Below are 23,199 nucleotides of genomic sequence, written 5' to 3' on the forward strand. Positions count from 1 at the left end.
TTGGAAAGAAAAATCATCATTTTTAACGTGGATGTGCACATAAACGGAGTCAACGGTCACAAATCGTGATATATGTGACCGTTGAGGATCGAAAGTGGCCGGATTGAGGCTGGATTGTCACATACGTGACCGGCCATCACAGGCTTGTGCCAGGTGGTGGGACTCAATCACGACTTTGTACCCTTCGGCAAACGTTTTCTGTGTTACCCCCAGCTCTTGCAGTGACGAACAACGATCGGCAACGAAATTGTCGATGTGAGAGGCACTTCAACAGACAAAAGGTAGACGTTTGCCCGTAAAGACCGTTCTCAGTCATCGGATTGACTGAATTTCTTTCGTTCAACTTATATAGAATGACTGCAGGAGGCTCGATATGAATTTCGAAGATTTACAAAAAAGGCGCGTTCGTCGTGCATTGATTATCGGTCATGTGATGGTAGTACTGTCCCTTTTGACTGGGTGGCTCCTCTATTTGTTTTCTGGCTCACCCTTTCTTCAAACCATGATGATGACTGGATTTACTTCCGCAATTACGGGAGTGGTCGCATCTTACGCAGGGCACTTTGGCTAAAGCACTTAACGAAACAAGGGGTCGCTTCCATTTCCGAAGAGGATTTGGAACGTTCGTCAAAGCCGTTACTCGAGAGCTCGAGGGTGATGGCGATGCGCGAAACCCATTGGCGATACGGCATCCATTTCTTTACCGTTAAAGGCAAACGGATGGCTTATGCCGAAGAAGTGAATCCAAAGAATATGATTTTCATTGCTTTATTACGCATCGTCAATTTACGTATTTGGATGCGGATGACCTTTTCCTTTCACCTATCTGAAACCGAACAGTATACAATTGAGAAGAAGTTCGGACTCGCTCCTTTCTATTTAAAAGATGGCCGGGGAAATGTTTTGGCTAAGTTTACATACCGGTGGTACGAACTTCTCTTTTTGAAGATTCATCTAAAAAGTCCAGACGGTACATACGTTGCGCTGTTGAACGGAGGATTTTACGGGGATGTGATTCGTTTGCAGAGCGTTGAAGGAGAGGAATGGATGAAAATTAGAGTCGGAGGGGTACCCCAAGAATCATTGGCCTTATTCCCGAACGGGGGACACATCATTGACATTACCGAAGGGCTAGACTCCAATCGCCGATTGCTCGCGTTTGCATCGCTCGTCGCCATTCACTCGTTTTATACGTTGAAGGAGTGATTGTCTCTCCCTCGACTTTTTATTGTTTAGAATTTTCAAATGTATGGTATATAAAGAAATAAAATCGTAGAAATGAAGGAGGAAAGATTGCAATGGGAAGGTTGGAAGGTAAAGTAGCGATTATCACAGGTGCTGCACGCGGCATGGGTGCAGCTCACACGATGCGCTTTATTGAAGAAGGCGCGTCGGTCGTCTTTACAGATATTTTGGTTGATGAGGGGAAACAGCTACAACAAGAACTAGGCGAAAAGAGTCTCTTCATGAAGCATGATGTGACGAGCACGAGTGATTGGCAAAACGTCGTGAAAGATACGGTGAAAACGTTCGGAAACGTAGACATTCTCGTGAACAATGCCGGTATTGATGTACCTGAACAGGACCTTTTAGACGTTTCTGAAGAGCAATACTTGAAAGTGATTAGCGTGAACCAACATTCGGTGTTTTATGGTATGCAAGCAGTCACCGAAAGCATGAAACAGACTGGTGGATCTATTATTAATATCTCTTCTCTCGCGGGAATCATCGGTGCCAACAAAAAACTCGCCTACACTGCATCGAAGTTTGCTAGTCGAGGAATGACAAAAGCCGCAGCACTCGAGCTCGGTGCGTTTAATATTCGCGTAAATTCCGTACACCCAGCTTTATTGCCACGGATATGACCGAACATTTAATTAATGACGATTTAGAAAGTAGCTTCCCATTAAAACGCGCAGGCAAATTAGAAGAAGTGAGTGGCCTTGTCGTTTTCTTAGCAAGTGACGACTCTTCATACTCCACAGGTTCCGAATTTGTCGTCGATGGAGGCTCGGGGCTCAATGACTTGTTTATGAGGGCATGAATTATTCACTGCCTCATAATACTCCTTCATTTCTTTATACATATAATCAGCAAGATCCTCGGGAAAATAACTATTAAAGTCACGATTATAATTGGCAAGGAAATCTTCGTTTTCTACAATCGTAAAAAACTGTTTATTGTTTGGAAACAGGCGGTGCATGTCTTTTAAAATATCTTGGACGTTCTCTTGGTGCACATCGTCTGGATGACGCACAGCTTTGCGAATGGCTTGTAGTAAACGCCACACTTCCCGGTCCATCTTGGCTTGCAGTTCTGGGTCTTTCATAATTCGGAGTTGTTCGGTTAACAGCTGCCCAGATTGGAAGTGTTCTTCCAAAACTTTCACTTGCCGTTTTTCTCGTCTAAATAAATCCATCATAATGAACGCAAACTCATCCAATACTTCTTCGGATTGTCCTTCAATTTTGTACAGCCTCTCCATACGAGCAATCACGTCTAGCGTTTCGCTAATTTCTTCTTGTTTCTTTTCCATAAACGCTTTTTGTACGAGTAACAACTCTCGATTCGTGACATCCCCGTTTGTCATTTGTTCCTTCATTTCTTTTAATGATAATCCGAGGTGTTTATAGATCGTAATTTGTTGGTATCGCTCCCACTCGACTCGTGTATATACTTTTTGTCCGTATTCATTAAACTTTTTCGGACTTAGCAGTTCCATTTTATCGTAGTAACGCAACGTTCGAACCGTTGTATCCATTAACTTCGCAAACTGACCGATCGTCACTTCCATCTGCACAACCCCTTTCCTCTTATTGTATCCTGTAACGTTACGTCACAATCAACAAAAAAATTCATGCTTGCGTACGACGTTACGTCACAGAATACGATAAATGTATTCCCACAGGAAAGGAAGAAAGCTCATGGATCAATCCAAACCTACTTTGTTTAAAAATCGCGCATTTGTTTTCTTATTCTTCGCTAGTCTTTTAGCCATCGTTGGTTTTAGTATGTTCTTTATGACGACCACGTGGTTTGTTATATCCGATTTAGGGTCGGCAGGCTCATTAGGCATCATCTTAATTGCCATTACTGTCCCCCGAATTCTCATGATGGCTTTTGGTGGTGTGATTGCTGATAAATTCAAAAAAACGACGATTATGTTTAGCACGAGCTCCATTCAAGGCATTCTGATCGTTGCTGTCTTTCTACTCAGCAACGCCGATCAACTCACGTTCACGTATCTTCTCATTATTGGTTTATTTTCGGAACGTTAGATGCATTTTCTGGACCGGCAGGATCATCATTAATCCCTAAATTGGTGGACAAAAGTCAGATCAAACAAGCGAATGCGATCATCCAAGGGTTAGGACAAATCGGCTTCGTCATCGGCCCGATTATCGCTGGAAGCGTCATGGAGTTTGGCGGCGTTACGACAGGGTATTTCGTCACAGCCCTCATCGTGGTAGGTTCTGCCTTTTTCATGTTCCCACCGTTTTTAAAAGAAGGTCCAGTCGATAATACAGTAAAACAAACTCCACTCAAAGATTTAATCGAAGGGTTCAACTACGTGCGAGCCAGCCGATTTCTTGTCACCGGAATTCTGATTCTGATCACACTGAATTTCTTTGCTTTCGGTTCAATCTCGATCGCCATTCCTATTTTAGTTGAAACGTACGGAGGTTCTCCGATCAACTTGAGTTACATCGAATCCGCGCTCGCCATCGGTATGCTCGTGAGTACCGCTATCATCGGGACAGTGAAGATCCGCAGGCGAGGGTTGACATCGATGCTCGGATTAATTGCGACGTTACTCGTGGCCTTTGCTTTAGTCAGATTCCAAGTTTATTCATCTTAACAGGATTGGCGTTTATGTTAGGATTTTCAATGACGTTTGTCGCCATTCCGTTCTTCACATCAGCACAAGAAGATACCGACCCTCGCATCATGGGACGGGTGATGAGCATTGTCTTCTTAGCGATGAATGGATTTGACCCGCTCGCTTATGCCGGTGTAACACTTCTCGTCGCTCGAGGCATTGATATTCAACTCGTCATCTTAACGTTTTCACTCATTGGTTTGCTTATTGCCATCATCACCTTCTGGCGGGGCAAGACATTCAGAAATTACACGTCAGAATATTAATGGTAAAAAGACGACAGGTGTATGTGACCTGTCGTCTTTTTTGTCTCTAACTCGCTACAAAAAGATCACGTAACAAACTTAGATAAATTTTCTAATGTTGAGGTTAATCCGACTTGATGATCTTCTTTCCGGATTCCATTCGGAACATCTTCGCACACGACGGTGACCTTTGTGCCTTCTGAGAGAGATTGCATGAGCCATTTCTGTGTCATCTCCCCACTGTATGCTGGGTCATTTGATTCAAACATGACGATTTGTACGATACGCTCATTCGGGACCAATTCTACAAATCTCCCTTGATAGACATCTGTATTTTCAGACGTCTTCCCAGTGAACGATGCTTGATCGTATGTGAGGATCATTCGGTACGTCCCGCCTACTTGAGCGTCAAAGGTGTCGACCTGACCAGACATCCCTTCAGGTGGAAGCCATGAAGCGAATAATGCTGGATCTAAAAATGCTAGATAAATCGTTTCTGCATCTGCCATGATGATCTTCGATGCTGTATCGATGCGTTTTTCTCCGTTCCCATCTACCATTGCCATATCCTCCTTAAAATTCACTGTCATTCATGCTAAAGTATGACGAGGTCTGGATGAATACACTCGGATCGATTAACGTATAAACGATCATTGTTATACCCATTATAGCAATGACATACAAACTTCGGAGGAATAGATGATGCCTAACCTAACCAATCACGTAATTTTTGTTACTGGCGCGAACCGTGGCCAAGGCCGAGCCATTGTACAATACCTTCATGAGAATGGAGCAATCGTTGCCGTCTCGGCTCGGAATTTACATGACGCAGAAAAGGTAACAAGTGAATTAGGGAATAGAAATACTTTCGCTGTACAGTTAGACGTTACAAGTGAAGAAGTTGGTTAGCGGCTACTGAAAAGGTCATCGCCGCTTACGGACGAATTGATGCACTCGTGAACAATGCAGGCTTACTTAAAAGATCGACATTCATGGATACGACAACCGCTCACGTCAATGAAATGATGAAGGTGAATTTTATGGGTGTATTTCATGGGATGCAAGCGGTAATTCCACATATGAAACAGCAACAAAAAGGCTCGATTATTAACAATGTTTCTGTTTCTTCCTTCGCCCCAATTCCACACTCTTCTGCATATGCCTCAACAAAAGCTGCCGTTGTTGCGATGTCAAAAGCAGCTGCGACTGAACTAGGGCCTTTAGGAATACGTGTCAACATGATTCATCCAGGAGCGATTGATACAGATATGGCAAAAGTGACGACGTCCACATCTGATTCATACGAAGACGTTCCCCTCGGGAGAATGGGGACACCTACCGAAATTGCTAAAGCCGTTGCCTTTTTAGCATCGGATGAGAGTTCATATTGCACAGGAACAGAGCTGATCGTTGATGGGGGCATGACCTTACATTGAAACACTTGTCCATAAGAAGAGCTTCCCTCTGATGAGGGAAGCTCTTCGCTTTTATACACGCTGATAGCTCTTTCCTTTTAATAAGACCACCACACCAACGAGCATGGCAATAAGAGCAAATACGAGCAATACATGTTGAATCGATAATCCACCTTCGATGAGCCAAGGAATGACACCGTAAGCAATCGGATCAAATCCATTCATCGCTAAATAGACGAGGCTCATTACACGCCCTATTAACTTTGGGTCTGTTGATTCTTGGACACTCGTGAAAAATGGAATGGTCACTATCGGCATCGCTAATCCAATGAAAAAGACAATCATCGTTAACCAGAATAGGTCGGTAAACTGACTGAAAAAGATGAGGACGAGAGCCGCTCCGAGTAATCCATATACCGAGAGTTTTCCGCGGTTTTTAATTTTGACGAACCCGACGATGGCCGAACCGATCACCATGCCAATGCCTAAACTAACTTCTAAATAGCTTAAGTTAATCGGTGTTCCTCCGTAGAGATCAACGACAAGTGGCATGGCCACGATAATTGCACCCATCACAAAGAAATTATATGAAATTAAGACCCCAATTCCGACCAATAAAAAGTTCGATCGGACCACATAGTGAAATCCTTCTTTCAAATCACGAAGTGGCGTCTGCTGTACTCGCTTTTCCGCAGGAGCTTCCTTAATAAACGGTGGGAAAACAAGCACGGTCGAAAGCAATACCAATCCAGTTGCGACCGAGTAGCTCGTCGATACATTTCCAAACTCCATAAAAACACCGGCAAGTAGTGGGCCCAATATAAAAGCGACTTGGTCAGTTCCTTGGAATAGTGCGTTTGCCCGTTGCGTCTGTTCTTTCGTCACGATTTTTGGAATCATTGACGTTTTTACAGGTCCAAAAAACGCGTCAATCGTACCGAAAAGTAGCGTCAAAACGAGCAATAATAGAAAGGTCATATCATCTAGCGCCACAACATATGAGATCACAGCTAGAATGATCACTTGGCTACGTTGGCGCTAAACATAATTGTCGTTTTCTTAAACGTATCGGCCAGCACCCCGCCAAATACCATCATGATCAACCGAGGAACAGTTGCTGCAATTAAGATGATCCCAAGCTGACTAACAGACCCAAGGTCGGTAACGACATACCACGTCGTTGTCGTAATAAACATGCTATAACTAGCAATCGTCAAAAATCCTGCAAATAACAACAAAACAAAAGTTCGGTTGCGTAATAAAGGGTTTGTGTTTTCCATTTTCAATTCTCCTCTAAGTGAACGTAACTTAGAGAACACGTGCAACATCTCGCTTATTTCATAAAAAAGACCACGCTGAACTCAGCATGGTCTTAACGTTCTTTTTTGAACTGTAAGGCGATGTGGTCTGATGTTCTCTACTAATAAATGTTAGGACGAAAAATGCGCATACGAAACTAAACTCCAAGTTTCTGGAGCAATTTCCAATCTGTCCCTATGCAATTCGCTTTATTAGTTTTGAACATCCAGTAACATGCATACACCTCACTTCAGTCAATAAATAACACACTACCATACGCAACACAGCTTGGCTACCGTAAAACATTGGTTAATAATGCTATATGGAATGAACTAAACCTTTTCCTAGTAAGCACAATTAGTTTTTGCCTTCCACTGCTCGCGGATGATTGTAGTCCAGACTACAAGTGCAACATCGGTGGTCAAAAGACGCCCACCGTGTTTTCTTTACAGTCCAGACTATAAGTGCAACATCGGTGGTCAAAAGACGCCCACCGTGTTTTCTTTACACTCAAAAGCATAAGGGCGACACAGACCACTTTTTCTGACTACTGGCTAAGGTTTATAGCAAGAAGTCCAAGTGCCCCATAAATTCATTTACGTGACACTTGGGCAAGAAAAATCATCATTTTAAAAATGAATCCGCACATAAACGGAGTCAACGGTCACAAATTTCGATATATGTGACCGTTGACTCCGTTTATGGGTTGAATTGTCAGATAAGTAACAGGTCATCACACGCTTGTGCCAGGCGATAACCCTAGGTATCGTCTTTTTACCTTCGGCAAACGTTTTCCGTGTTGCCCGTAAAGACTCATCTCGGTCATTGGATTCAATGCATTTCTTTCGTTCAACTCATATAGTGAATTTCCCCAGTTATTGGTTGTGTTGATTTCTTCGATACTGCCAGCGTCATCCGGGATTGTTTCAACATACGTCCCTTCCCTTTGGTCAACACCCAACTCCATGTCGGAATACGAACCAAAGAGGTTACGCTCAATTATCTGACCGGACCAAGATTCTGGCTTCCACAAGTTTGTCTCAACCGAAGCAATCCCACATTTTCTACTGAGAATATCCAAGCAACATGCCACCAAACGTGAACACACTGTAAAGAAGTGTAAATAACACAAACAATGTTCCTGTTCCGCTCACTTTCACGTCTCTAAATAGCATGAGCGTCGCACCTACGAACCAAATGACGATAAATGGAACAAGTTCCGCTCGCACGCGCCATTCAAACGTATTGTCGTAATCTTCACCAATGACGCCTGACCCTGCCAAACATAAACAAGGCACGGTAAACACGAACGTGATGAGCAAGATAGGAATCTTGCAGAAAAGCGATCCAATGATCGGCTTTATTCGGTCCATTTGTCGTCACTCCCTACGCTAACTAAAAAGACTTTATTCCTATTATATCACCGCAGATGAAATTTTCAAAATTATATACCATTCCCATAACTTTACGTTATGATCCCCTGTCAAATTTGTATTTCTCACCGACGTTTATCTGCTCTAAACTAATCTACGAACAGTTTTTTAAGAGATTGCACGGTCTCAACATTGTTCGCGTAAAGGTACATGTCTCTTCGTATCGGCGTATCTTTGATCGGTAAGAAAGTGACGCCTTTGTATTCAATTTTGTTCACAACCATGGCAGGCAAATACGAGACACCATACCCTTTTGAGACTAATCCCATCAAGGAGTGGTACGGCATTTCAATAATTTCAGGGGACTGTTCGTAGACATTCATCAGTTCGCGAATCTTTTTATTCAGTGGGCCAACCTCAGCAGATAAGAGCTGGGTGTAAGGGAGGCAATCTTTCATGTGTATGGGCGCGTCTTTGACCGGTGTGTACTGGGTTGGGAATGCAACATAAAATTCCTCAGCAAACAACCATGCCGATGAAAGTCCTTCTTCATTGGCGTGGTCTTGAACGATCGCTGCATCAATCTCACCCGTCTTAATCAGTGGCAACAAATCTAACGTATCTTCTTCGATGTTCTTTATGTGAATATGCAGACGGGCAAATCGGTCCACATAATCAGGGAAATAATACGTCGTCAAAAACGGGTCACTGCCCATATTAATAATCTGGTCTGATCGGTATTTATTCATCACAAAGCGCAGTTCATTAAGCCCGGGCTCGATGTCTTTTAAAAACTGCTGCCCTTTTTCCGTTAGCTCAATTCCGTAAGAAAAACGATTAAGAAGCGGCAACCCTAATTCAGCTTCTAAACTTTTTATTTGTTTCGTCAACGCTGGTTGTGAAATAAACAACTTAGTTGCCGCCCCAGTAATACTCTTTTCCCGGGCAACCATACGAAAGTACTCTAATTTTTGTAGATTCAAAAAGAAACCTCCTAGAATCTATTGAACGTAAATCTATTATACCCAAAGTAGGAATGCGCTGTGCAGAAAAAAATGATTGTTTTGTTGTTCGTTGGCATCGTTATTGAAGTGATCGGAACCTTGTTTATGGGTGTGTCTGAAGGCTTTAGCCGGATACTTCCATCCATACTTGTATTGGTTTGCTACGTTCTCGCCGTGCTCATTAGCATGGTGATTCTCACCGAAATGGAAGTCGGATTTTATAATGCTGTTTGGTCAGGATTATCAACATCACTCGTCGTCTTATCAGGAATTCTATTTTTTGAGGAATCGATAAACACTTTGAAACTAGTCGGTGTGATTTTCATAATTGTAGGCATTGTTATGCTGAACTTACGTCGAGAAAAACAGGTGGTATTCCGATGATCGGTTATATTTATTTAAGTTTTGCTATCCTTTTATCCGTCGCAGGAAACGTCTGCATGAAGTTGTCGAATGGCTTTAGAAATACCCCAGCAACAATCGCTGCACTCATCTTGTATGCGATCGTACCTGTACAACTAATCCTTGCGGTGCAGCATATGGAAGTGGGCATAGCGTATGCCATATGGGCAGGAAGCGTCATCCTTCTTGTCGCCGTGATCGGGATTCTTTTTCTGCAAGAAAAAGAAACCGCCAAAAAATATTCGCACTTGTATTGATTGCCATAGGGGTTAGCATGTTGCAACTTTCTTAACTATTATCTGAACACCCATTGTGCAATTGCGCTGCCAATAATCACCCCGACGACAACTAAACCAAACATGATCACATATTTCTTTTTCAATAGAATCACCTCCACACGCTATGATTATGAACTTGAATCTTCTCTTGTCGATTGCCGAATTGCAGTATAGAGAAGGCCTGGTTCAATGATGAGGTTAATGGCGATATGTGCTACTATCGCTGGATAAATCACTCGGTCAGATGCAATATAAACGAAAGATAACAAGATACCTAGCACAAATGTACTCAAAAATACTGAGAGCATCATCCTCCAATCTTTCGCAAAAATCCCCCACACCAGATGTATTGCCGCAAAAATAACGGCTGAGAAGAAAATTTGTGCAAAGATACCATAATCTAAGTCTTGAAAAAGATCCATCATAATCTTTCGAAAAAAGACTTCCTCAATTACCCCAGATAAAATGGCTAAAGGGATAGCAAGTGCCTTTAACCACGACACTTCAAATACAAACGAGCGAACCTCAGGGAGCACCCATAACGTATACAATGAAAAAACGATGGTAACAACGAACGCTAAAACCCAGCCTAAGACGGGCACATGTTCTCCAAAACCTAATAAGGAGAAAAATGAAGCCGGATCCGGTAGTAGGAAGATGATTAAGGCAACGAGAAACATGACATTAATTCCAATAACAAGCCCTAACGTTCTTCTTCTTGTGATGTGTCTTTCTCACATATGCATCCCTCAGTTTCTATAAGTAAAGTGCTGTAACAACCATTCAGGAGTTGAGCAGTACTTTTTTCATATTGATTCATAAATTCTGTCATGTTACTCATCGCTGCTATAAGTAAAACGTCAAAAGCTATATGACCTTCACTAAGGAGCACTACCGTTAAATATTTGTACTGCACCGGCAGCAAGACGAAGAACCTCAAGAATAACGAGATAAAAACGCATAAAAAGTCCAGCACATATTCCGAAACGAAGGATGCGTTTCTTAAGTATCTATATGTAATGAACGTAACATTTTCTTGACCTGTACTGTTGTTGCTTTCCACTGCATGCGGATGGTTGCACTCCGGAGTACAAGTGCAACATCGGTGGTCTAAGTACGCCCACCGTGTTTTCTTGACACTCCAGAAAAGAAGGGCGACATTACCTCGCCGCTTTAGTGTGTGGAAAGAAGTCCAAATGCCCCATATATTCATTATTGTGACACTTGAGAAAGAAAATCATGATTTTAAACGTGAATGTGCACATAAATGGGGGCAACTGTCACAAATCGCGATATATGTGACCGTTGAGGTCGAAAGTGCCCAGTTTGAAAGCTGAATGGTCACATAAGTGACAGCACATAACATTCCTTGCGCCAAGGGGTGACCATCAGTCACGTCTTTTTCCCCTTCGACAATCGCTGTCCGTGTTAGCCTTAACCCTCGCGGTGACGAACAACCGAGTTGTCGATGTGAAACGAAATGAACGTCAACAGACATTATGTAGGTGTCCGTTCACCAGCAAAAATCGATTCTGAATCTTTTTTTCGTTCAACTTATATAACTTTTCTATCGATCCTTTTGTACTACTTATTTCCTTTTGACTGATACATCAAACTTCTTTAATCCATCTTAACAAATTTGTAATCTATGGTTTTTTTCAATCATAAAAGCACGACCTCGAACATACACTTTGTGAGTTAACCTCACTTACAAAGGAGTTGTGCAACTTGTGTACAGCAGCGACGGTGAATACGAAAGATGGGAATCACTTTTTGGCGCGGAACTTTGATTTTTATGACCTTCCGACTGACTATGAAGTGTACATTCTTCCGAGAAATTATTCGTGGACGAACAAATTAGAAAATCGCCGGATTACAAGTCGGTATGCAGTCGTAGGAATGGGTTTAGAGACGGAGGACCAATTTGGGTTATTTGATGGATTAAATGAACACGGCCTTATGGGCGTAGTGCACTACTTAGAAGGATTCGCTGAATTCAGCACGCGACCACGCCGAGACAAACTTAACATTGCTGCGATCGACTTTATTACGTTTGTTCTTACGCAATTTCGAACGACCGATGAGCTGGTCGGTGAATTAAGAAACATTAACATTATGGCACGAGATCTCGAACTGACAAACGGCCCTCCTCCGATCCACTGGATCTTCACAGATCGTAAACAGAACACCATCGTCATTGAAAGTACGAGAGATGGGCTGCAAGTATATGACAACCGTGTAGGTGCATTTGCAAACAGCCTGATTTTCGCTGGCATCTCATCAACCTCAACCAGTATGCGTCTCTTTCATCTATCCAGCCTAGTGAAGATGTCGTTTGGGGCGATTATCATCTTGTAAAATCACCCGAATTACTCGCTGGCAACTTCGGCATACCCGGTGACTATACATCCCCTTCCCGCTTTGTCCGAGCCGCATTTCTTAGAAATCATATCGAGGAAGCAGAGACTGAAATGGATGGGTTGAAAAACGCCATACGTATTCTTGACTATTGCTCCGTTGCAAAAGGTGCCGATATAGAAGATGGAGCGCCATCGTACACCCTCTATACAAGTGCGATGTGCAGCCAAACCGGCAATTACTATTATTATTCATATACGAACAATCAAATCAATGCCGTAAACCTCTACCGTGAAAATCTGGATGGATCTGCGCCCATTAGTTATCACGTCCCGCTTGAGCAAAGTGTTCGTTATCAAAACTAACAATTATAAATAAATGCGAACGGCACACATTTCCTATATACGGATGTGTGCCTTATTCTTGAATGCACCGGAATATTCTGTACACTTAAAGGAGAGTCAAAGGAGATGTGGAGCGATGAAGGAAAAAGAAATTGAACGGAAATTAGCAATACTAGGCTTAGGCATTCACATACTGCTCATGATCGGCGTCACAATGGCAACATTCTATCTTACATTTTTTGATGGAATGGGCGTGTTGCAAAGTGTTTCACCTACAATTGCCTGGGGGATCCTATTTGTACATGTGGTGAGCACGACGTTGGCGTTTGCGCTCATTCAAAAGTTGGATGGGGATCTACATAAAGCTGGCATGCTACTCATTCGTTTAGGTGCAGCATGATCGTGCTAACACTTGGTGTAGCCATGATTCAGTCCACACTGTTTATTATTGCTGGCAGTATCGGTGTTCGCAGAATGAATAAAGCCAAAGCGATAATGTAAGGAGGTCAATTATGTTCAAGTGGACATTTCTTTCTATCATCCTCATTCCTTTATGGGTGTATATCTTTTACACGTTTGTGGACAACCAGGCCTTTCAAGCTCTTCCATTATTTTTCGCCGTTCTATTTATAAGTGCTGGCATGATCATCAGTTTACAAATTAACGGTTATCAACCTTTAAAATATACGCTCGTCACCATACACGGGTTTGGTTGTTTATCTTTGATTGCTGTGATGCTCATGTTCATGATTTTTCTACTCTATCCGGTTTTTGGGAAGTAGTTAGAGTAAACGTGTCGCCAAGCGTGGCATAGTTTCTGATGAAGAACATTATGGAGAGAAAGCATGTAGATCAGTCTTTTTAAACTTACGAATGTCGAAAAAAATACGGAGATAACCTTATGTGGATACTATTAGGATTCATTGCAATCATCGCAACCTTAATCAACCTGTTTATGTACAAATCAGGTAAGAACTACACTCTTGCAATGGCGCTAGCATTATCATTTACTGCTTTAACCTTATGTGCAGAATACAGCCTCGTTTCCGAGTGGGTACTCGCAGAAGACTGGGCGGCTTTGTTAGATGTTGTACCTAGCATGGAACCGGTGCTATGGGTGGTGACCCTCGTATCCATAGGATTAAATATTACACCGGCCCTGTTGGATCGGAGAAGATGATGTCGCTACATGTAAACGGCATATGAAAAGGTCATAGCAATAACGATCTTACATTGCCTGTTTTTGATGCTATTGAAATAGATTGCATTAGAAGCAAGAAAAATGTAATATATATATAACACTATGTACGATATACATTACTCGCTGTGGGTGATTACATGATAAGTAAAATGAAGATGGCAAGATTAGAAGTAGAGATCACTCAAGAACAGCTTGCTAAGCGAGTGGGGGCCACTAGGCAAACAATTGGGTTGATTGAAAAAGGTGAATACAATCCTAGTTTGCGGTTGTGCATAGCCATTGCAAAAGAATTAAGTAAAACATTAGATGATTTATTTTGGGAGGAAGACTCGGAATGAATTCTTGGATTTCTTATTTATTGCCTAAAGATGAATACAAATCAACCAAAGTAGTACATTTTTTAGCAGAAGGTGGCGTCATTCTTCTGATTTCAACAATTAGCATGCTGCTGCTTAGCCAATATTTCTTTACCATAAATCTTAGCATTGCCTTATTCGTTCCTGTTGCGATCTTCCTTTTTTATGTTACAGGCCGGTATATCGTTTCTGGCATTGAATTTACGGAAGTGGATTCAGAGGACTCATATAAGCGAGAATTAAAAGTAGCTTCCTTAAAATCGATTAGCTTTGCTATTTTGTACTCTCTGTTATCTCTTTTATATCTTGGTTTTCCTAACAACATTAATGATTTGATGAACCTTAGTGGACTATTAGTATTGGTTGGCATGTTTTGGTTTTTAGCCAATTTTATATCATTAAAGCGATCGTACACCAAAAATAAAGCATTACAATGAAATCATGCTTACTAGAGCTTTTATTGCACATATACTAGAGTAAGTATGTTGATTTACCATGAGAATATTTTCGTTGGGTGTAACAGGAAGGTTTCAGATAGCTCATCAAAGACTGCGAATTATTATGTTACAGTGATTTTTATCAGTACTCAAATTATAATCGTTTACAATAAAGAGTATCTACTATCATTTAGTGCTGCTATCAGGATGGGTGTGTATCCGAAAAACGCTTTATTCTTCCACCAATCTCATCTCTGACGCGCTTAAAAACTGCCCATTGTTCTTCTTCCGCACCTTCTGCTTTGGCAGGGTCGTCGAATCCCCAATGCTCACGCTTCACATGAGGGGGAGTTACAGCACTTATCAGCAGCATCTCCACATAACGTCACAACAAAATCAGCATGATTGAGTAGCTCAAGATCAACAATATCCGACGTTTGATTGGAAATATCAATACCCGCTTCCCTCATCGCTTTCACTGCATTTGGGTTTAATCCATGTGCTTCAATTCCTGCACTGTACACATTCCATTCCTCTTGCAAGTACTGTTTTGCAAAACCTTCGGCCATTTGTGAACGGCATGAGTTTCCTGTACATAAAAAATAGATTGTCTTTTTCATAATATCTCTCCATTAATAGATAACTAATAACCATAGATACAACCCAAATAAAGTGATCGCTAGCACCGGAAGCGTAATGACAATTCCTGTTTTGAAATACGTTCCCCAAGAGATCTTTACACCTTTATTCGTTAACACATGTAACCATAGCAATGTTGCTAGTGACCCAATCGGGTGATTTTTGGACCTAAGTCCGCTCCAATCACGTTGGCATAGATTAATGCTTCTTTCGTTAATCCTGTCGTTCCTGATTCTGAGATCGCAATCGCATTAATTAACACTGTTGGCATGTTATTCATCATTGACGATAAGATCGCTGCGATAAAACCCATTCCCATTGTGGCAGCAAACAGACCTTGATCGGCTACGATAAAGATCACATCGGCTAATACATCTGTTAACCCGACATTTCGAAGACCGTATACGACGACATACATCCCAATGGAAAAAAACACAATGTTCCACGGCGCCCCTCTAAGAACCGTTGATGTATTGACGACAGCGCTCGCTCTAGATATGAACAAGAATACAAGGGCAATGCCTCCAGCAACGAACGATACCGGGACGTGAACGAACTCACTGACGATATAGCCAACGAGCAGTAACCCTAACACAACCCAAGATAATTTAAACATCTTCGGGTCTTTTATTGCCAAGGCAGGTTCTTTTAATTGTGAGTAGTCGTAACGCTTAGGAATGCTCTTTCTAAAGTAAAGAAGCAACACAACAATACTCGCAATTAAAGCAAAAAAATTCGGTACAATCATCCGCGTCGCATATTCAATAAAACCTATGCCAAAGAAATCCGCTGAAACAATATTCACTAAGTTACTCACAACAAGTGGAAGTGACGTCGTATCCGCAATAAATCCACTTGCAATAATAAACGGGAAAACCATTGTTTCATTGAAATTTAATGAACGGACCATCGCTAAAACAATTGGTGTCAAAATTAACGCTGCCCCATCGTTGGCAAAAAAAGCAGCAACAATCGAGCCAAGTAAGCAGACATATACGAACATGAGAACGGCATTTCCTTTAGCAACTCTCGCCATATGTAGGGCGGACCATTCGAAGAAACCAATCTCATCTAATATGAGTGAGATAAGAATGACCGCAATAAACGTAAGCGTTGCATTCCACACAATGCCTGTAACATCAATCACATCCGTAAAGCTAACAACGCCGAGCAAAAGGGCAAGCACCGCTCCGCCAATCGCCGACCATCCAATGTTTAAGTTTTTCGGTTGCCATATAACCAGCACTAACGTTACGACAAAAATCAATGAAGCTACTATCACATCTACATTGCCCGATCTCCTTTAACAACTCGCAAGCCCTTCTCTTTCTATCACTTGAAGATAGCGTTCATCTTGATCGCCACTATACTGAAGAAGATCGCGAACCATAGGGAAATAAGGAGAAGTTGAATTTAGTGAAAAATATCGCCACTGCTCTCGTCGTTCTTCTGTGATTAACTCTAAATCTTTTAATTTACGTAAATGCTGACTCACCGCAGGTTGACTAATCCCGAGCATCTCTACAAACTCACACACACAATACGTTTTCTTCTCCACGAGTTTAAGAATTAAAAAGCGGGTCGGATCACCAATAATCTTTAAGCAAGACGTAAGTTCAGTCATGGTTAATTTGTTATGACTCATAAACAATGCACCTCTTCGAAAACAGTATATAAGCAAAATATAATATAAGTCAATATTTATATTAAGGTTGACTTATATTGTGTCTACAGTTATAACGATTCACAATTTAGCTTGCACAACAAGAAGAATCCTCTTTTGTCTCAACATTTTGCTTCGTATAGAAATATTCCCATTCATTACCATCTGGGTCGGTTACCCAAAACTTATCTTGAATCGCATAGCAACAAGTCGTATCCATTTCTTCTCTTGCGAAAAAACCTTCCTTTTCAAGCCGTTCTTTATGTTTCAACACTTCTTCTTTAGCGCTCACTTGAACCCCCAAATGATTAATTTGATTTCCTTCTACTTCTTCTACTTTTGTGAGCGTTAAGTTAAGGTTTGGCTCTGTCGTCAAAAACTTTACATAGTCATCTTTTTCTTTTACTGGAGGAACACTAAACAGCTTTTGGTAAAAATCCTTACTTTCCTCTACGTTTTGTACATTTAAACCGATATGAACATTCATCATCGTACACACTCCTTAATCAATTTTTTTGATTAATTATAGATAAATTAAAGCCGTTATTTAGACGGCTTTAAAATACAACATAACTGTTCGGAAAGAAGTGAATTTACATGTCGCTATTAATGCGATAATAGCTCCAAGTTCCTCTCGTTTCTTTATGTAGTAAGTTCGCATCCGTCATAACTTTTAGGTGATAGGAAAGTTTCGATTGTGGCATTTCTAATTCTTCTTGTAAATCACAAACACACATTTCACCTTGTACACTTAATAAATTTAATACTTGCAGCCTTTTAATATCGGCCAATGCTTTAAACTGTTTTTCATAGGTGACCAGTTGATCATTGGCTAACTTTGTATGCATTTCCTCCATTTGAAAGTCCCGCCTTTTCATCAATTTTTTTTGATTAATATAAGAATAACAAGCAACGATTAATAAATCAACTTTTTTTGATGTATTATTGACCTCACTTAAAAAAATTACTTGAGATCATTTTGACTTTTATTTTCAAATCGTTTATTATTACGTTATACGATATATCGCAAAACGTAATAATGTAAGGAGCGAAAAGATGGTCAAAAAGGGGAAGTTCTCAGAACCGTCATTATTAATATTGATTAGCCTCGCAGAAACAAACCGTCACGGCTATGCATTATGGAAGATATTCAAAAGACGTATGATATTCAATTAGGTCCCGGCACTTTGTATGGAGCGATTTCACGTTTAGAGAAGGCTGGATATATCCGTGTGCTTGAATCAGAAGAGCGTAAAAAACCTTACGCGTTGACAAAAGCAGGTAGTGAGTATTTAACTCAACAAATTGAGGAACTTCAAAAAATAACGACACTCGGTTCCAAAAGGCTAGGCTTACTATGAAATGGCTCATTTATCTATATCCTAAACCGTGGAGAAAACGGTACGGTGAGGAGCTAGGTCAAGTTGTAGAGCACACAGGACTCTCCATCAAGATCATTATTGATTTGTTGCTAGGCATTTTTGATGCTTGGCATGTAGAACTAAGGGAAAGAACGATATGCGGCATACGGCTGGATCGGTTATTCGTACTCATGAGCACGCTCAACGTATTCTTACTATTACAATTAATATCATTAAGGGAGGTTATTCTGTTGGAACAAATTGCTCTAATTATTGCAATGTTATCATTTTTATTGGCGGTTTGTGTATTACTCGTTAATGTTTTCAAGCTTGGCATCACAAAAGGTCTGTCGTTAAATACTAAGTTAGGAAAACTTTCAATGGCATTTATGGGCTCTTATGCTCTATTTTTTGTTTCATTTCTAGTGCTCGCAAATTAACGATGGATTCTTCCCTTCATTACTTGCGCTATTCAATAAAAACAGTTCCTAAACCTCGTTAGGAACTGTTTTTAAGACATATAGAGAATTGGATCCTTTAAAATGCGGACGTCCAACCAGCGTCTGCGGTGACGACCGTACCGTTGACAAAGCTAGCATCATCGGAAGCTAAGAACAGAGCTACTTTGGCAATTTCGTCTGCTTGTCCAACGCGTGGCATTACAGAACGGGCGGCTTGCAAGCGACCACTGCCGAACTCACTTACGTTGTTTAAGGAAGAAGCGATATTCGTTTGCACGCCACCTGGCGCAATGGCGTTACAGCGAATCCCTTTATCCGCATACATATAGCCGGTATTCTTCGTGATGCCAACCACTGCATGTTTTGAGGCTGTATAGGAAACCCCCGCATGCGCACCATTTAAGCCTCCTGAAGAAGCGATATTCACAATCACCCCTGCTTCTTTTTCAAGGAAGTAAGGAAGGGCTTTCCGTGTTGAGCGCATGACGCTTTTCGTATTCACCTCAAATAGTAAATCCCATTTCTCATCCGTAATTTCTCCAGCTGGTTCAAATCCGTCCATAATCCCAGCATTATTCACAAGAATATCGATGGAACCGAATGTATCTACAGCGGTTTCGATCATCGTGTTCACATCGTCTTGTTCAGCGACGTTCACTTTAACAGCAACGGCTTGTCCACCTTGCTCTTTAATCGATGCGGTAACAGCATTGGCACCCTCTTCATTCAAGTCTGCAACAACAACACTCGCGCCTTCTCGCGCGTAAAGCTTTGCAATGGCTTCACCCATACCAGAGGCGGCTCCAGTAACCACCGCTACCTTTTGATCAAGTTTCATCGTTACACATCCTTTTCAAATGTTGTTCATCTCACCTTCCATGCTATCTCCAATCCATCCAGGGAACAATTGACAATTCCCTCAAGTGTGTAAGAAAAACGACAGATGTCCAAAAAGTGTAAAGGAACGTTTCTTATGAATTATCGTTGCGGAATGGATTCAATTTGATTAGTTGCTCAGCGAGCACCTTTGGTGTGTATGGCATACCATGTTCCAACCACATCGAAATCGTTCCTAAAAGGGCCGAGGAAGCATACCAGCGAGCAACTTCTTCAGGCGTCTGAATCGAGTAAAATGCATTTGCTGGATCAGGCTTTAAAATGAGCGTATGAAGCAAGTTTGTAAGCTTTTTTGTAAAGGCAGGCAGTTGCTGGTCGACGAGCAGCATTCGGTACACTTGTTCATTAACAGCAATATGTTCTAACAAACGAGAGAGTGCTTGTTCTGCACGCTGGTCTTCGTCAATGTCCGTGTTCTCAAGGGTTAAAGCTGTACGTATGTCGTAGAGTTTATCGGAAATGAAATGATCGGCTAGGTTATATATATCGTGATAATGATCATAAAACGTGACCCGGTTAATCTCCGCTCGCTTCGCCAACGTATGAACGGTGATTTTCTCTAATGGCATTTCGTGAAGCAGTTCTGTAAAAGCGCGTTTAATGGCGCGGCGTGTTCGCTTAACCCGTAAATCTGGATAGGAATCGTGCATCGATTGTCCACCTCCATTTGACCTCCATTATAGCTGAAGATCGTCGCTTTCATGTTACTTTTATAAATAAAGCGAAGAGCCTCACCAGGCTCTCCACTTAACGTTTTCTCGCGATATGGACTTTTAACTGTTTGCCTTTCACTGTCGTATGTCTCATCGTATCAAGCACCACTTGCCCTTTGCCGTTTAAGATTTCCACATACGTTTGCGTCTCTTCAATCGTAATAATCCCAATGTCTTCGGCGGTCACTCCATCAATTTTGGCGATCGTTCCGACGAAATCAACCGCGCGCAATTTCTTTCGCTTTCCCCCATTGAAATATAGTTTCATGATGTTTTCGTTCAGCTGCTCATTTTTGGCTTTTTTTCGGACTGGTTGGCTGTTGACCTTCTTTAGGAATTCAGGTTTAGCCCGGCGTACTTGTTCTCGTGATGGCGATGTGGACTCGGGGATTTGGAACCCGATATAGTTTTCGATTGCTTCGAGCGACTCGTCTTCAGCTGAGGTGACAAACGTAATGGCTTTGCCAATATGCCCAGCACGACCGGTTCTACCTGTACGGTGGACGTACCGTTCTTTGTCCGTTGGAAGATCATAGTTGATCACATGGCTGATCCGCTCAACATCAATACCTCTCGCAGCGACGTCGGTGGCAATGAGATAGCGAAACTCCCCTCTTCTAAACTCCTCCATCACGTCAAGTCGATCATACTGTTCCATACCGCCGTGCAGTTTATCACAGTCATACCCTCGATCAACGAGTTGCTCAGAAACGGTGTCGACGCGTTCTTGCGTACTACAAAATACGATGGCACTATCTGGTTTTCCACAACCGTAATATCTTCCAACAATGCGAATTTGTTCTCTTCGTCTACACGATAAAGCGTATGGTCAATCTGTTCCACTGTTGTGCCATCTTCTTCAATGTCAACATCAACCGGCGCGTTCATATATTGACTTGAGAGTTCCTTCACTCGCTCGGGTAAGGTTGCTGAGAATAACATCGTCACCCTTTGCTCGGGAACTTCAGAAATAATCGCCTCAACTTGCTCAATAAACCCCATGTTTAGCATTTCATCCGCTTCATCGATAACCAAGTACTTTATATGTTCGAGCGGCAGCGTGCCTTTTTCAATATGGTCGAGCATCCGTCCAGGCGTGCCAACGACGACATGTGTTTTTTGCTTTAGTTCATCTTTTTGTTTAAAAAACGGTTGTTTCCCAACGACCGCCGAAGCTTTAATTCGTTTATAGCGGCCTAAATTGACGATGTCCTCTTTCACTTGAAACGCCAACTCCCGTGTTGGTGTAAGCACGAGCGCTTGCGGCTTATTCTCTTGCCAATCCACCTGCTCGCAAATTGGAATTCCGTACGCAGCCGTTTTCCCACTTCCCGTGTGCGACGAGACAATCACGTCTTTCTTTTCCAGAACGAGCGGGATCACCTGCCTTTGTACCGGGGTCGGCGAATCATAGTTCAAGTTCGCTAACGCTTGATTCAATTCGTCACTTAATCCGTACGCTGTAAAGCGATGTTGTGTCATGTGTATGCCTCATTTACTAAAGGTAGTTTCACTGCCTAGATCTTCTCCTTACGAAACTATAATTATACCTTAGAAAATGACTCACCTCAGAGAAAAAGTTCTAATGATTTGAATTAAAGACAAAACGATGCCTAAACCAATAAAGAAAAACTTCCACTGCACGTCATACAAAAAGGGGTCATAGAAGATAAAGATTCTTGGCCATGGCATGAATAACCCCGAGATATATAATTTGTCGGATGATTAAATAAACAATAAATAACGGAACATTCATTTGATATTTTCTGTTGTTTCGCAAATTCAAGACCGTAATATATCAAACCAAATCTGGATAGATGTTCCCAGAATTAGTATAGCAAGTATCCATTGCAAAACTTTGGTGTTCATTTTTTGACCAAGCTTTGCGCCAATTGGGGAAGCAATAACACTCGCTATAATCATAACAATAGCTGGACCGTACAACACTTGATCGGTCGCTACTTTCCCAACAGTGGAGCCAATAGATGATATGAATGTAACCGCTAAAGATGTGGCAATGGTCACTCGTTTTGGTAATTTCATTACGGTTAACATAATCGGAACGAGCAAAAACGACCCTGCCGCTCCAACAATCCCTGAAGCAATTCCAACGATAAACGATAAACTAGCCGCAATCCCTCTATTAAAGGAAATCTGATTGGCTGATTGATTAGATCGTTGTTTCTTAGGCAGAAACATCAATACGGCCGCAATCGTTGCAAGAATAGCATAAACGATGTTCACCGAACTTTCAGGGATGTAGTTTGAAGCAAATGCACCGATAAAACTGCCAATTAAAATGCTACTTCCCATATAAAGAATGAGCTTTCGATGCAAGTAACCGGTTCCTCGATATGCCCATACACCCGCAATGGTTGCGAAAAAGACTTGTATCGCACTAATTCCCGATACTTCATGTGCTGTGAAAGCAGAGAAACCGAGCATCGGTGGAATAAAGAGAAGCAGCGGATATTTAATGATTGAACCACCAACTCCGACCATACCTGATATAAATGAACCAAAAAATCCAATGAAGAAAATCGTGATGATAAACATCAAGTCCATGAGTGTCTCCTAACCGATGAAAAAGAGGGACAATTTCCGTCCCTCTCTTCAACATTCTTTACTCTCCTTTTTTAATATGAAAAGTGAGAACGCCACCTTCTTCTTTTGACTGTAACAATTCATGTCCAGTAGAATTAGCCCACGCTTCAAAATCCTTTAATGCCCCTTGATCCGTTGCTTGCACCTCTAAAACTTCCCCAACGTTTAGTTCCTTCATTTCTTTTTTCGTTTTAACAATGGGCATTGGACATGCCATTCCTTTAGCGTCTAATACTTTGTTTACATCCATCATTATCGTCTCCTTTTTG

At 41.7% G+C, this 23,199-nt stretch carries 30 protein-coding genes and 6 pseudogenes; 18 read left to right on the forward strand and 18 right to left on the reverse strand.

Annotated elements, in window-relative coordinates; genetic code table 11:
- Positions 1 to 373: 373 nt before the first annotated feature.
- The 3 genes and pseudogenes from JCM19037_RS15005 (at position 374) to JCM19037_RS15015 (ending at position 2,044) form a co-directional block, all read left to right on the forward strand.
- Entirely contained in the window at positions 374 to 571 is a 198-nt protein-coding gene (locus JCM19037_RS15005) for a hypothetical protein (protein WP_042402551.1), read from the forward strand.
- Positions 572 to 663: 92 nt separating this feature from the next.
- Positions 664 to 1,206, forward strand: a complete 543-nt coding sequence (locus JCM19037_RS15010; RefSeq protein ID WP_152549091.1) for a hypothetical protein — start codon at positions 664 to 666, stop codon at positions 1,204 to 1,206.
- A gap of 92 nt (positions 1,207 to 1,298) precedes the next feature.
- Positions 1,299 to 2,044 (forward strand): annotated as a pseudogene (locus tag JCM19037_RS15015) (glucose 1-dehydrogenase).
- Here JCM19037_RS15015 and JCM19037_RS15020 read toward each other — a convergent pair.
- A complete protein-coding gene (locus JCM19037_RS15020) occupies positions 1,973 to 2,794 on the reverse strand; it encodes a MerR family transcriptional regulator (RefSeq protein WP_081829339.1) in 822 nt (273 codons plus the stop codon). The pseudogene JCM19037_RS15015 and the gene JCM19037_RS15020 sit on opposite strands and share 72 nt — an antisense overlap.
- Before the next feature lie 130 nt (positions 2,795 to 2,924).
- Here JCM19037_RS15020 and JCM19037_RS30205 point away from each other — a divergent pair, with 130 nt between their 5' ends.
- From JCM19037_RS30205 to JCM19037_RS30215, 3 genes are read left to right on the forward strand one after another with little or no spacing between them, the layout of a single operon-like run.
- Positions 2,925 to 3,278, forward strand: coding sequence for an MFS transporter (locus JCM19037_RS30205; protein WP_373901015.1), 354 nt, complete (start codon positions 2,925 to 2,927; stop codon positions 3,276 to 3,278).
- A gap of 32 nt (positions 3,279 to 3,310) precedes the next feature.
- Positions 3,311 to 3,859: an MFS transporter gene (locus tag JCM19037_RS30210; RefSeq protein ID WP_373901035.1), complete on the forward strand. Its 549-nt coding sequence runs from the start codon at positions 3,311 to 3,313 to the stop codon at positions 3,857 to 3,859.
- Between the two features lie 14 nt (positions 3,860 to 3,873).
- Complete coding sequence (locus JCM19037_RS30215) at positions 3,874 to 4,146, forward strand: hypothetical protein (protein WP_373901017.1); 273 nt, start codon at positions 3,874 to 3,876, stop codon at positions 4,144 to 4,146.
- 65 nt (positions 4,147 to 4,211) lie between these two features.
- Here JCM19037_RS30215 and JCM19037_RS15030 read toward each other — a convergent pair whose 3' ends face one another.
- On the reverse strand, positions 4,212 to 4,685 hold the full coding sequence (locus tag JCM19037_RS15030) for an SRPBCC domain-containing protein (RefSeq protein ID WP_042402556.1): 474 nt from the start codon (positions 4,683 to 4,685) through the stop codon (positions 4,212 to 4,214).
- Positions 4,686 to 4,824: 139 nt separating this feature from the next.
- On the opposite strand from JCM19037_RS15030, the gene JCM19037_RS29475 reads away from it, so the two are divergent.
- Positions 4,825 to 5,034 carry an SDR family NAD(P)-dependent oxidoreductase gene (locus JCM19037_RS29475; protein WP_307189832.1) on the forward strand — a complete coding sequence of 70 codons (210 nt, stop codon included), beginning with the start codon at positions 4,825 to 4,827 and terminating at the stop codon, positions 5,032 to 5,034.
- Between the two features lie 47 nt (positions 5,035 to 5,081).
- Complete coding sequence (locus tag JCM19037_RS15035) at positions 5,082 to 5,561, forward strand: SDR family NAD(P)-dependent oxidoreductase (RefSeq protein WP_307189833.1); 480 nt, start codon at positions 5,082 to 5,084, stop codon at positions 5,559 to 5,561.
- Between the two features lie 51 nt (positions 5,562 to 5,612).
- Here the strand turns inward: JCM19037_RS15035 and JCM19037_RS15040 are convergent, their stop codons facing one another.
- The 5 genes from JCM19037_RS15040 to JCM19037_RS15055 form a co-directional block, all read right to left on the reverse strand.
- Entirely contained in the window at positions 5,613 to 6,518 is a 906-nt protein-coding gene (locus JCM19037_RS15040) for an MFS transporter (RefSeq protein WP_238544742.1), read from the reverse strand.
- A 41-nt stretch (positions 6,519 to 6,559) separates the two neighbouring features.
- Positions 6,560 to 6,820 carry a hypothetical protein gene (locus JCM19037_RS27465; RefSeq protein WP_238544743.1) on the reverse strand — a complete coding sequence of 87 codons (261 nt, stop codon included), beginning with the start codon at positions 6,818 to 6,820 and terminating at the stop codon, positions 6,560 to 6,562.
- 752 nt (positions 6,821 to 7,572) lie between these two features.
- Positions 7,573 to 7,920 carry a hypothetical protein gene (locus tag JCM19037_RS15045; RefSeq protein WP_042402560.1) on the reverse strand — a complete coding sequence of 116 codons (348 nt, stop codon included), beginning with the start codon at positions 7,918 to 7,920 and terminating at the stop codon, positions 7,573 to 7,575.
- Positions 7,904 to 8,212 (reverse strand): hypothetical protein, encoded by a 309-nt coding sequence (locus JCM19037_RS15050; RefSeq protein WP_042402563.1) that lies wholly within the window; start codon positions 8,210 to 8,212, stop codon positions 7,904 to 7,906. Before JCM19037_RS15050 ends, JCM19037_RS15045 begins: the two co-directional genes overlap by 17 nt.
- A gap of 149 nt (positions 8,213 to 8,361) precedes the next feature.
- Entirely contained in the window at positions 8,362 to 9,195 is an 834-nt protein-coding gene (locus JCM19037_RS15055) for a LysR family transcriptional regulator (RefSeq protein ID WP_042402566.1), read from the reverse strand.
- 60 nt (positions 9,196 to 9,255) lie between these two features.
- Between JCM19037_RS15055 and JCM19037_RS15060 the strand changes: the two genes are divergently transcribed.
- Together JCM19037_RS15060 and JCM19037_RS15065 are read left to right on the forward strand one after the other, a co-directional pair.
- Positions 9,256 to 9,600 (forward strand): multidrug efflux SMR transporter, encoded by a 345-nt coding sequence (locus tag JCM19037_RS15060; RefSeq protein ID WP_052363930.1) that lies wholly within the window; start codon positions 9,256 to 9,258, stop codon positions 9,598 to 9,600.
- Positions 9,597 to 9,875: a multidrug efflux SMR transporter gene (locus tag JCM19037_RS15065; RefSeq protein ID WP_052363931.1), complete on the forward strand. Its 279-nt coding sequence runs from the start codon at positions 9,597 to 9,599 to the stop codon at positions 9,873 to 9,875. Before JCM19037_RS15060 ends, JCM19037_RS15065 begins: the two co-directional genes overlap by 4 nt.
- A gap of 149 nt (positions 9,876 to 10,024) precedes the next feature.
- On the opposite strand, the gene JCM19037_RS15070 is transcribed toward JCM19037_RS15065, so the two are convergent.
- Positions 10,025 to 10,576 carry a CPBP family intramembrane glutamic endopeptidase gene (locus JCM19037_RS15070; RefSeq protein WP_042402569.1) on the reverse strand — a complete coding sequence of 184 codons (552 nt, stop codon included), beginning with the start codon at positions 10,574 to 10,576 and terminating at the stop codon, positions 10,025 to 10,027.
- Between the two features lie 1,066 nt (positions 10,577 to 11,642).
- On the opposite strand from JCM19037_RS15070, the pseudogene JCM19037_RS27470 reads away from it, so the two are divergent.
- The 6 genes and pseudogenes from JCM19037_RS27470 (at position 11,643) to JCM19037_RS15105 (ending at position 14,592) form a co-directional block, all read left to right on the forward strand.
- Positions 11,643 to 12,619, forward strand: a pseudogene (locus JCM19037_RS27470) (choloylglycine hydrolase family protein).
- Between the two features lie 115 nt (positions 12,620 to 12,734).
- A complete protein-coding gene (locus JCM19037_RS15085; RefSeq protein ID WP_042402574.1) occupies positions 12,735 to 12,998 on the forward strand; it encodes a hypothetical protein in 264 nt (87 codons plus the stop codon).
- 112 nt (positions 12,999 to 13,110) lie between these two features.
- Positions 13,111 to 13,380 carry a hypothetical protein gene (locus JCM19037_RS15090; RefSeq protein ID WP_042402577.1) on the forward strand — a complete coding sequence of 90 codons (270 nt, stop codon included), beginning with the start codon at positions 13,111 to 13,113 and terminating at the stop codon, positions 13,378 to 13,380.
- 119 nt (positions 13,381 to 13,499) lie between these two features.
- Complete coding sequence (locus JCM19037_RS15095) at positions 13,500 to 13,778, forward strand: hypothetical protein (protein WP_042402580.1); 279 nt, start codon at positions 13,500 to 13,502, stop codon at positions 13,776 to 13,778.
- A 158-nt stretch (positions 13,779 to 13,936) separates the two neighbouring features.
- Positions 13,937 to 14,137 carry a helix-turn-helix transcriptional regulator gene (locus JCM19037_RS15100; protein WP_042402582.1) on the forward strand — a complete coding sequence of 67 codons (201 nt, stop codon included), beginning with the start codon at positions 13,937 to 13,939 and terminating at the stop codon, positions 14,135 to 14,137.
- On the forward strand, positions 14,134 to 14,592 hold the full coding sequence (locus tag JCM19037_RS15105; protein ID WP_042402584.1) for a hypothetical protein: 459 nt from the start codon (positions 14,134 to 14,136) through the stop codon (positions 14,590 to 14,592). Before JCM19037_RS15100 ends, JCM19037_RS15105 begins: the two co-directional genes overlap by 4 nt.
- Positions 14,593 to 14,794: 202 nt before the next feature.
- Here JCM19037_RS15105 and arsC read toward each other — a convergent pair.
- The 5 genes and pseudogenes from arsC to JCM19037_RS15130 form a co-directional block, all read right to left on the reverse strand.
- Positions 14,795 to 15,212, reverse strand: a pseudogene (arsC, locus tag JCM19037_RS15110) (arsenate reductase (thioredoxin)).
- 12 nt (positions 15,213 to 15,224) lie between these two features.
- Positions 15,225 to 16,513 (reverse strand): annotated as a pseudogene (locus JCM19037_RS15115) (arsenic transporter).
- A 21-nt stretch (positions 16,514 to 16,534) separates the two neighbouring features.
- Positions 16,535 to 16,876, reverse strand: a complete 342-nt coding sequence (locus JCM19037_RS15120) for a helix-turn-helix transcriptional regulator (protein ID WP_042402587.1) — start codon at positions 16,874 to 16,876, stop codon at positions 16,535 to 16,537.
- A gap of 106 nt (positions 16,877 to 16,982) precedes the next feature.
- Positions 16,983 to 17,384 carry an ArsI/CadI family heavy metal resistance metalloenzyme gene (locus tag JCM19037_RS15125; RefSeq protein ID WP_042402590.1) on the reverse strand — a complete coding sequence of 134 codons (402 nt, stop codon included), beginning with the start codon at positions 17,382 to 17,384 and terminating at the stop codon, positions 16,983 to 16,985.
- A 53-nt stretch (positions 17,385 to 17,437) separates the two neighbouring features.
- Positions 17,438 to 17,751 (reverse strand): annotated as a pseudogene (locus JCM19037_RS15130) (ArsR/SmtB family transcription factor).
- A 282-nt stretch (positions 17,752 to 18,033) separates the two neighbouring features.
- Between JCM19037_RS15130 and JCM19037_RS15135 the strand changes: the two are divergent.
- Entirely contained in the window at positions 18,034 to 18,255 is a 222-nt protein-coding gene (locus JCM19037_RS15135) for a PadR family transcriptional regulator (RefSeq protein WP_238544744.1), read from the forward strand.
- Positions 18,252 to 18,695, forward strand: a complete 444-nt coding sequence (locus JCM19037_RS15140; protein WP_042402594.1) for a hypothetical protein — start codon at positions 18,252 to 18,254, stop codon at positions 18,693 to 18,695. The genes JCM19037_RS15135 and JCM19037_RS15140 overlap by 4 nt, the downstream gene beginning before the upstream one ends.
- 97 nt (positions 18,696 to 18,792) lie before the next feature.
- Here JCM19037_RS15140 and JCM19037_RS15145 read toward each other — a convergent pair whose 3' ends face one another.
- The 5 genes and pseudogenes from JCM19037_RS15145 to JCM19037_RS15165 form a co-directional block, all read right to left on the reverse strand.
- The gene (locus JCM19037_RS15145; RefSeq protein ID WP_042402596.1) at positions 18,793 to 19,554 is read right to left on the reverse strand and encodes an SDR family oxidoreductase; all 762 of its coding nucleotides are present in this window, start codon (positions 19,552 to 19,554) and stop codon (positions 18,793 to 18,795) included.
- A gap of 133 nt (positions 19,555 to 19,687) precedes the next feature.
- On the reverse strand, positions 19,688 to 20,263 hold the full coding sequence (locus tag JCM19037_RS15150; RefSeq protein ID WP_042402597.1) for a TetR/AcrR family transcriptional regulator: 576 nt from the start codon (positions 20,261 to 20,263) through the stop codon (positions 19,688 to 19,690).
- A 97-nt stretch (positions 20,264 to 20,360) separates the two neighbouring features.
- Positions 20,361 to 21,808: pseudogene (locus JCM19037_RS15155) on the reverse strand (DEAD/DEAH box helicase).
- 300 nt (positions 21,809 to 22,108) lie between these two features.
- The gene (locus tag JCM19037_RS15160; protein WP_042402600.1) at positions 22,109 to 22,891 is read right to left on the reverse strand and encodes a sulfite exporter TauE/SafE family protein; all 783 of its coding nucleotides are present in this window, start codon (positions 22,889 to 22,891) and stop codon (positions 22,109 to 22,111) included.
- 58 nt (positions 22,892 to 22,949) lie between these two features.
- The gene (locus JCM19037_RS15165; RefSeq protein ID WP_042402603.1) at positions 22,950 to 23,180 is read right to left on the reverse strand and encodes a sulfurtransferase TusA family protein; all 231 of its coding nucleotides are present in this window, start codon (positions 23,178 to 23,180) and stop codon (positions 22,950 to 22,952) included.
- Between the last annotated feature and the right edge of the window lie 19 nt (positions 23,181 to 23,199).

The sequence above is a fragment of the Geomicrobium sp. JCM 19037 genome (genome assembly GCF_000698105.1).
Lineage (GTDB): Bacteria > Bacillota > Bacilli > Bacillales > Marinococcaceae > Geomicrobium_A.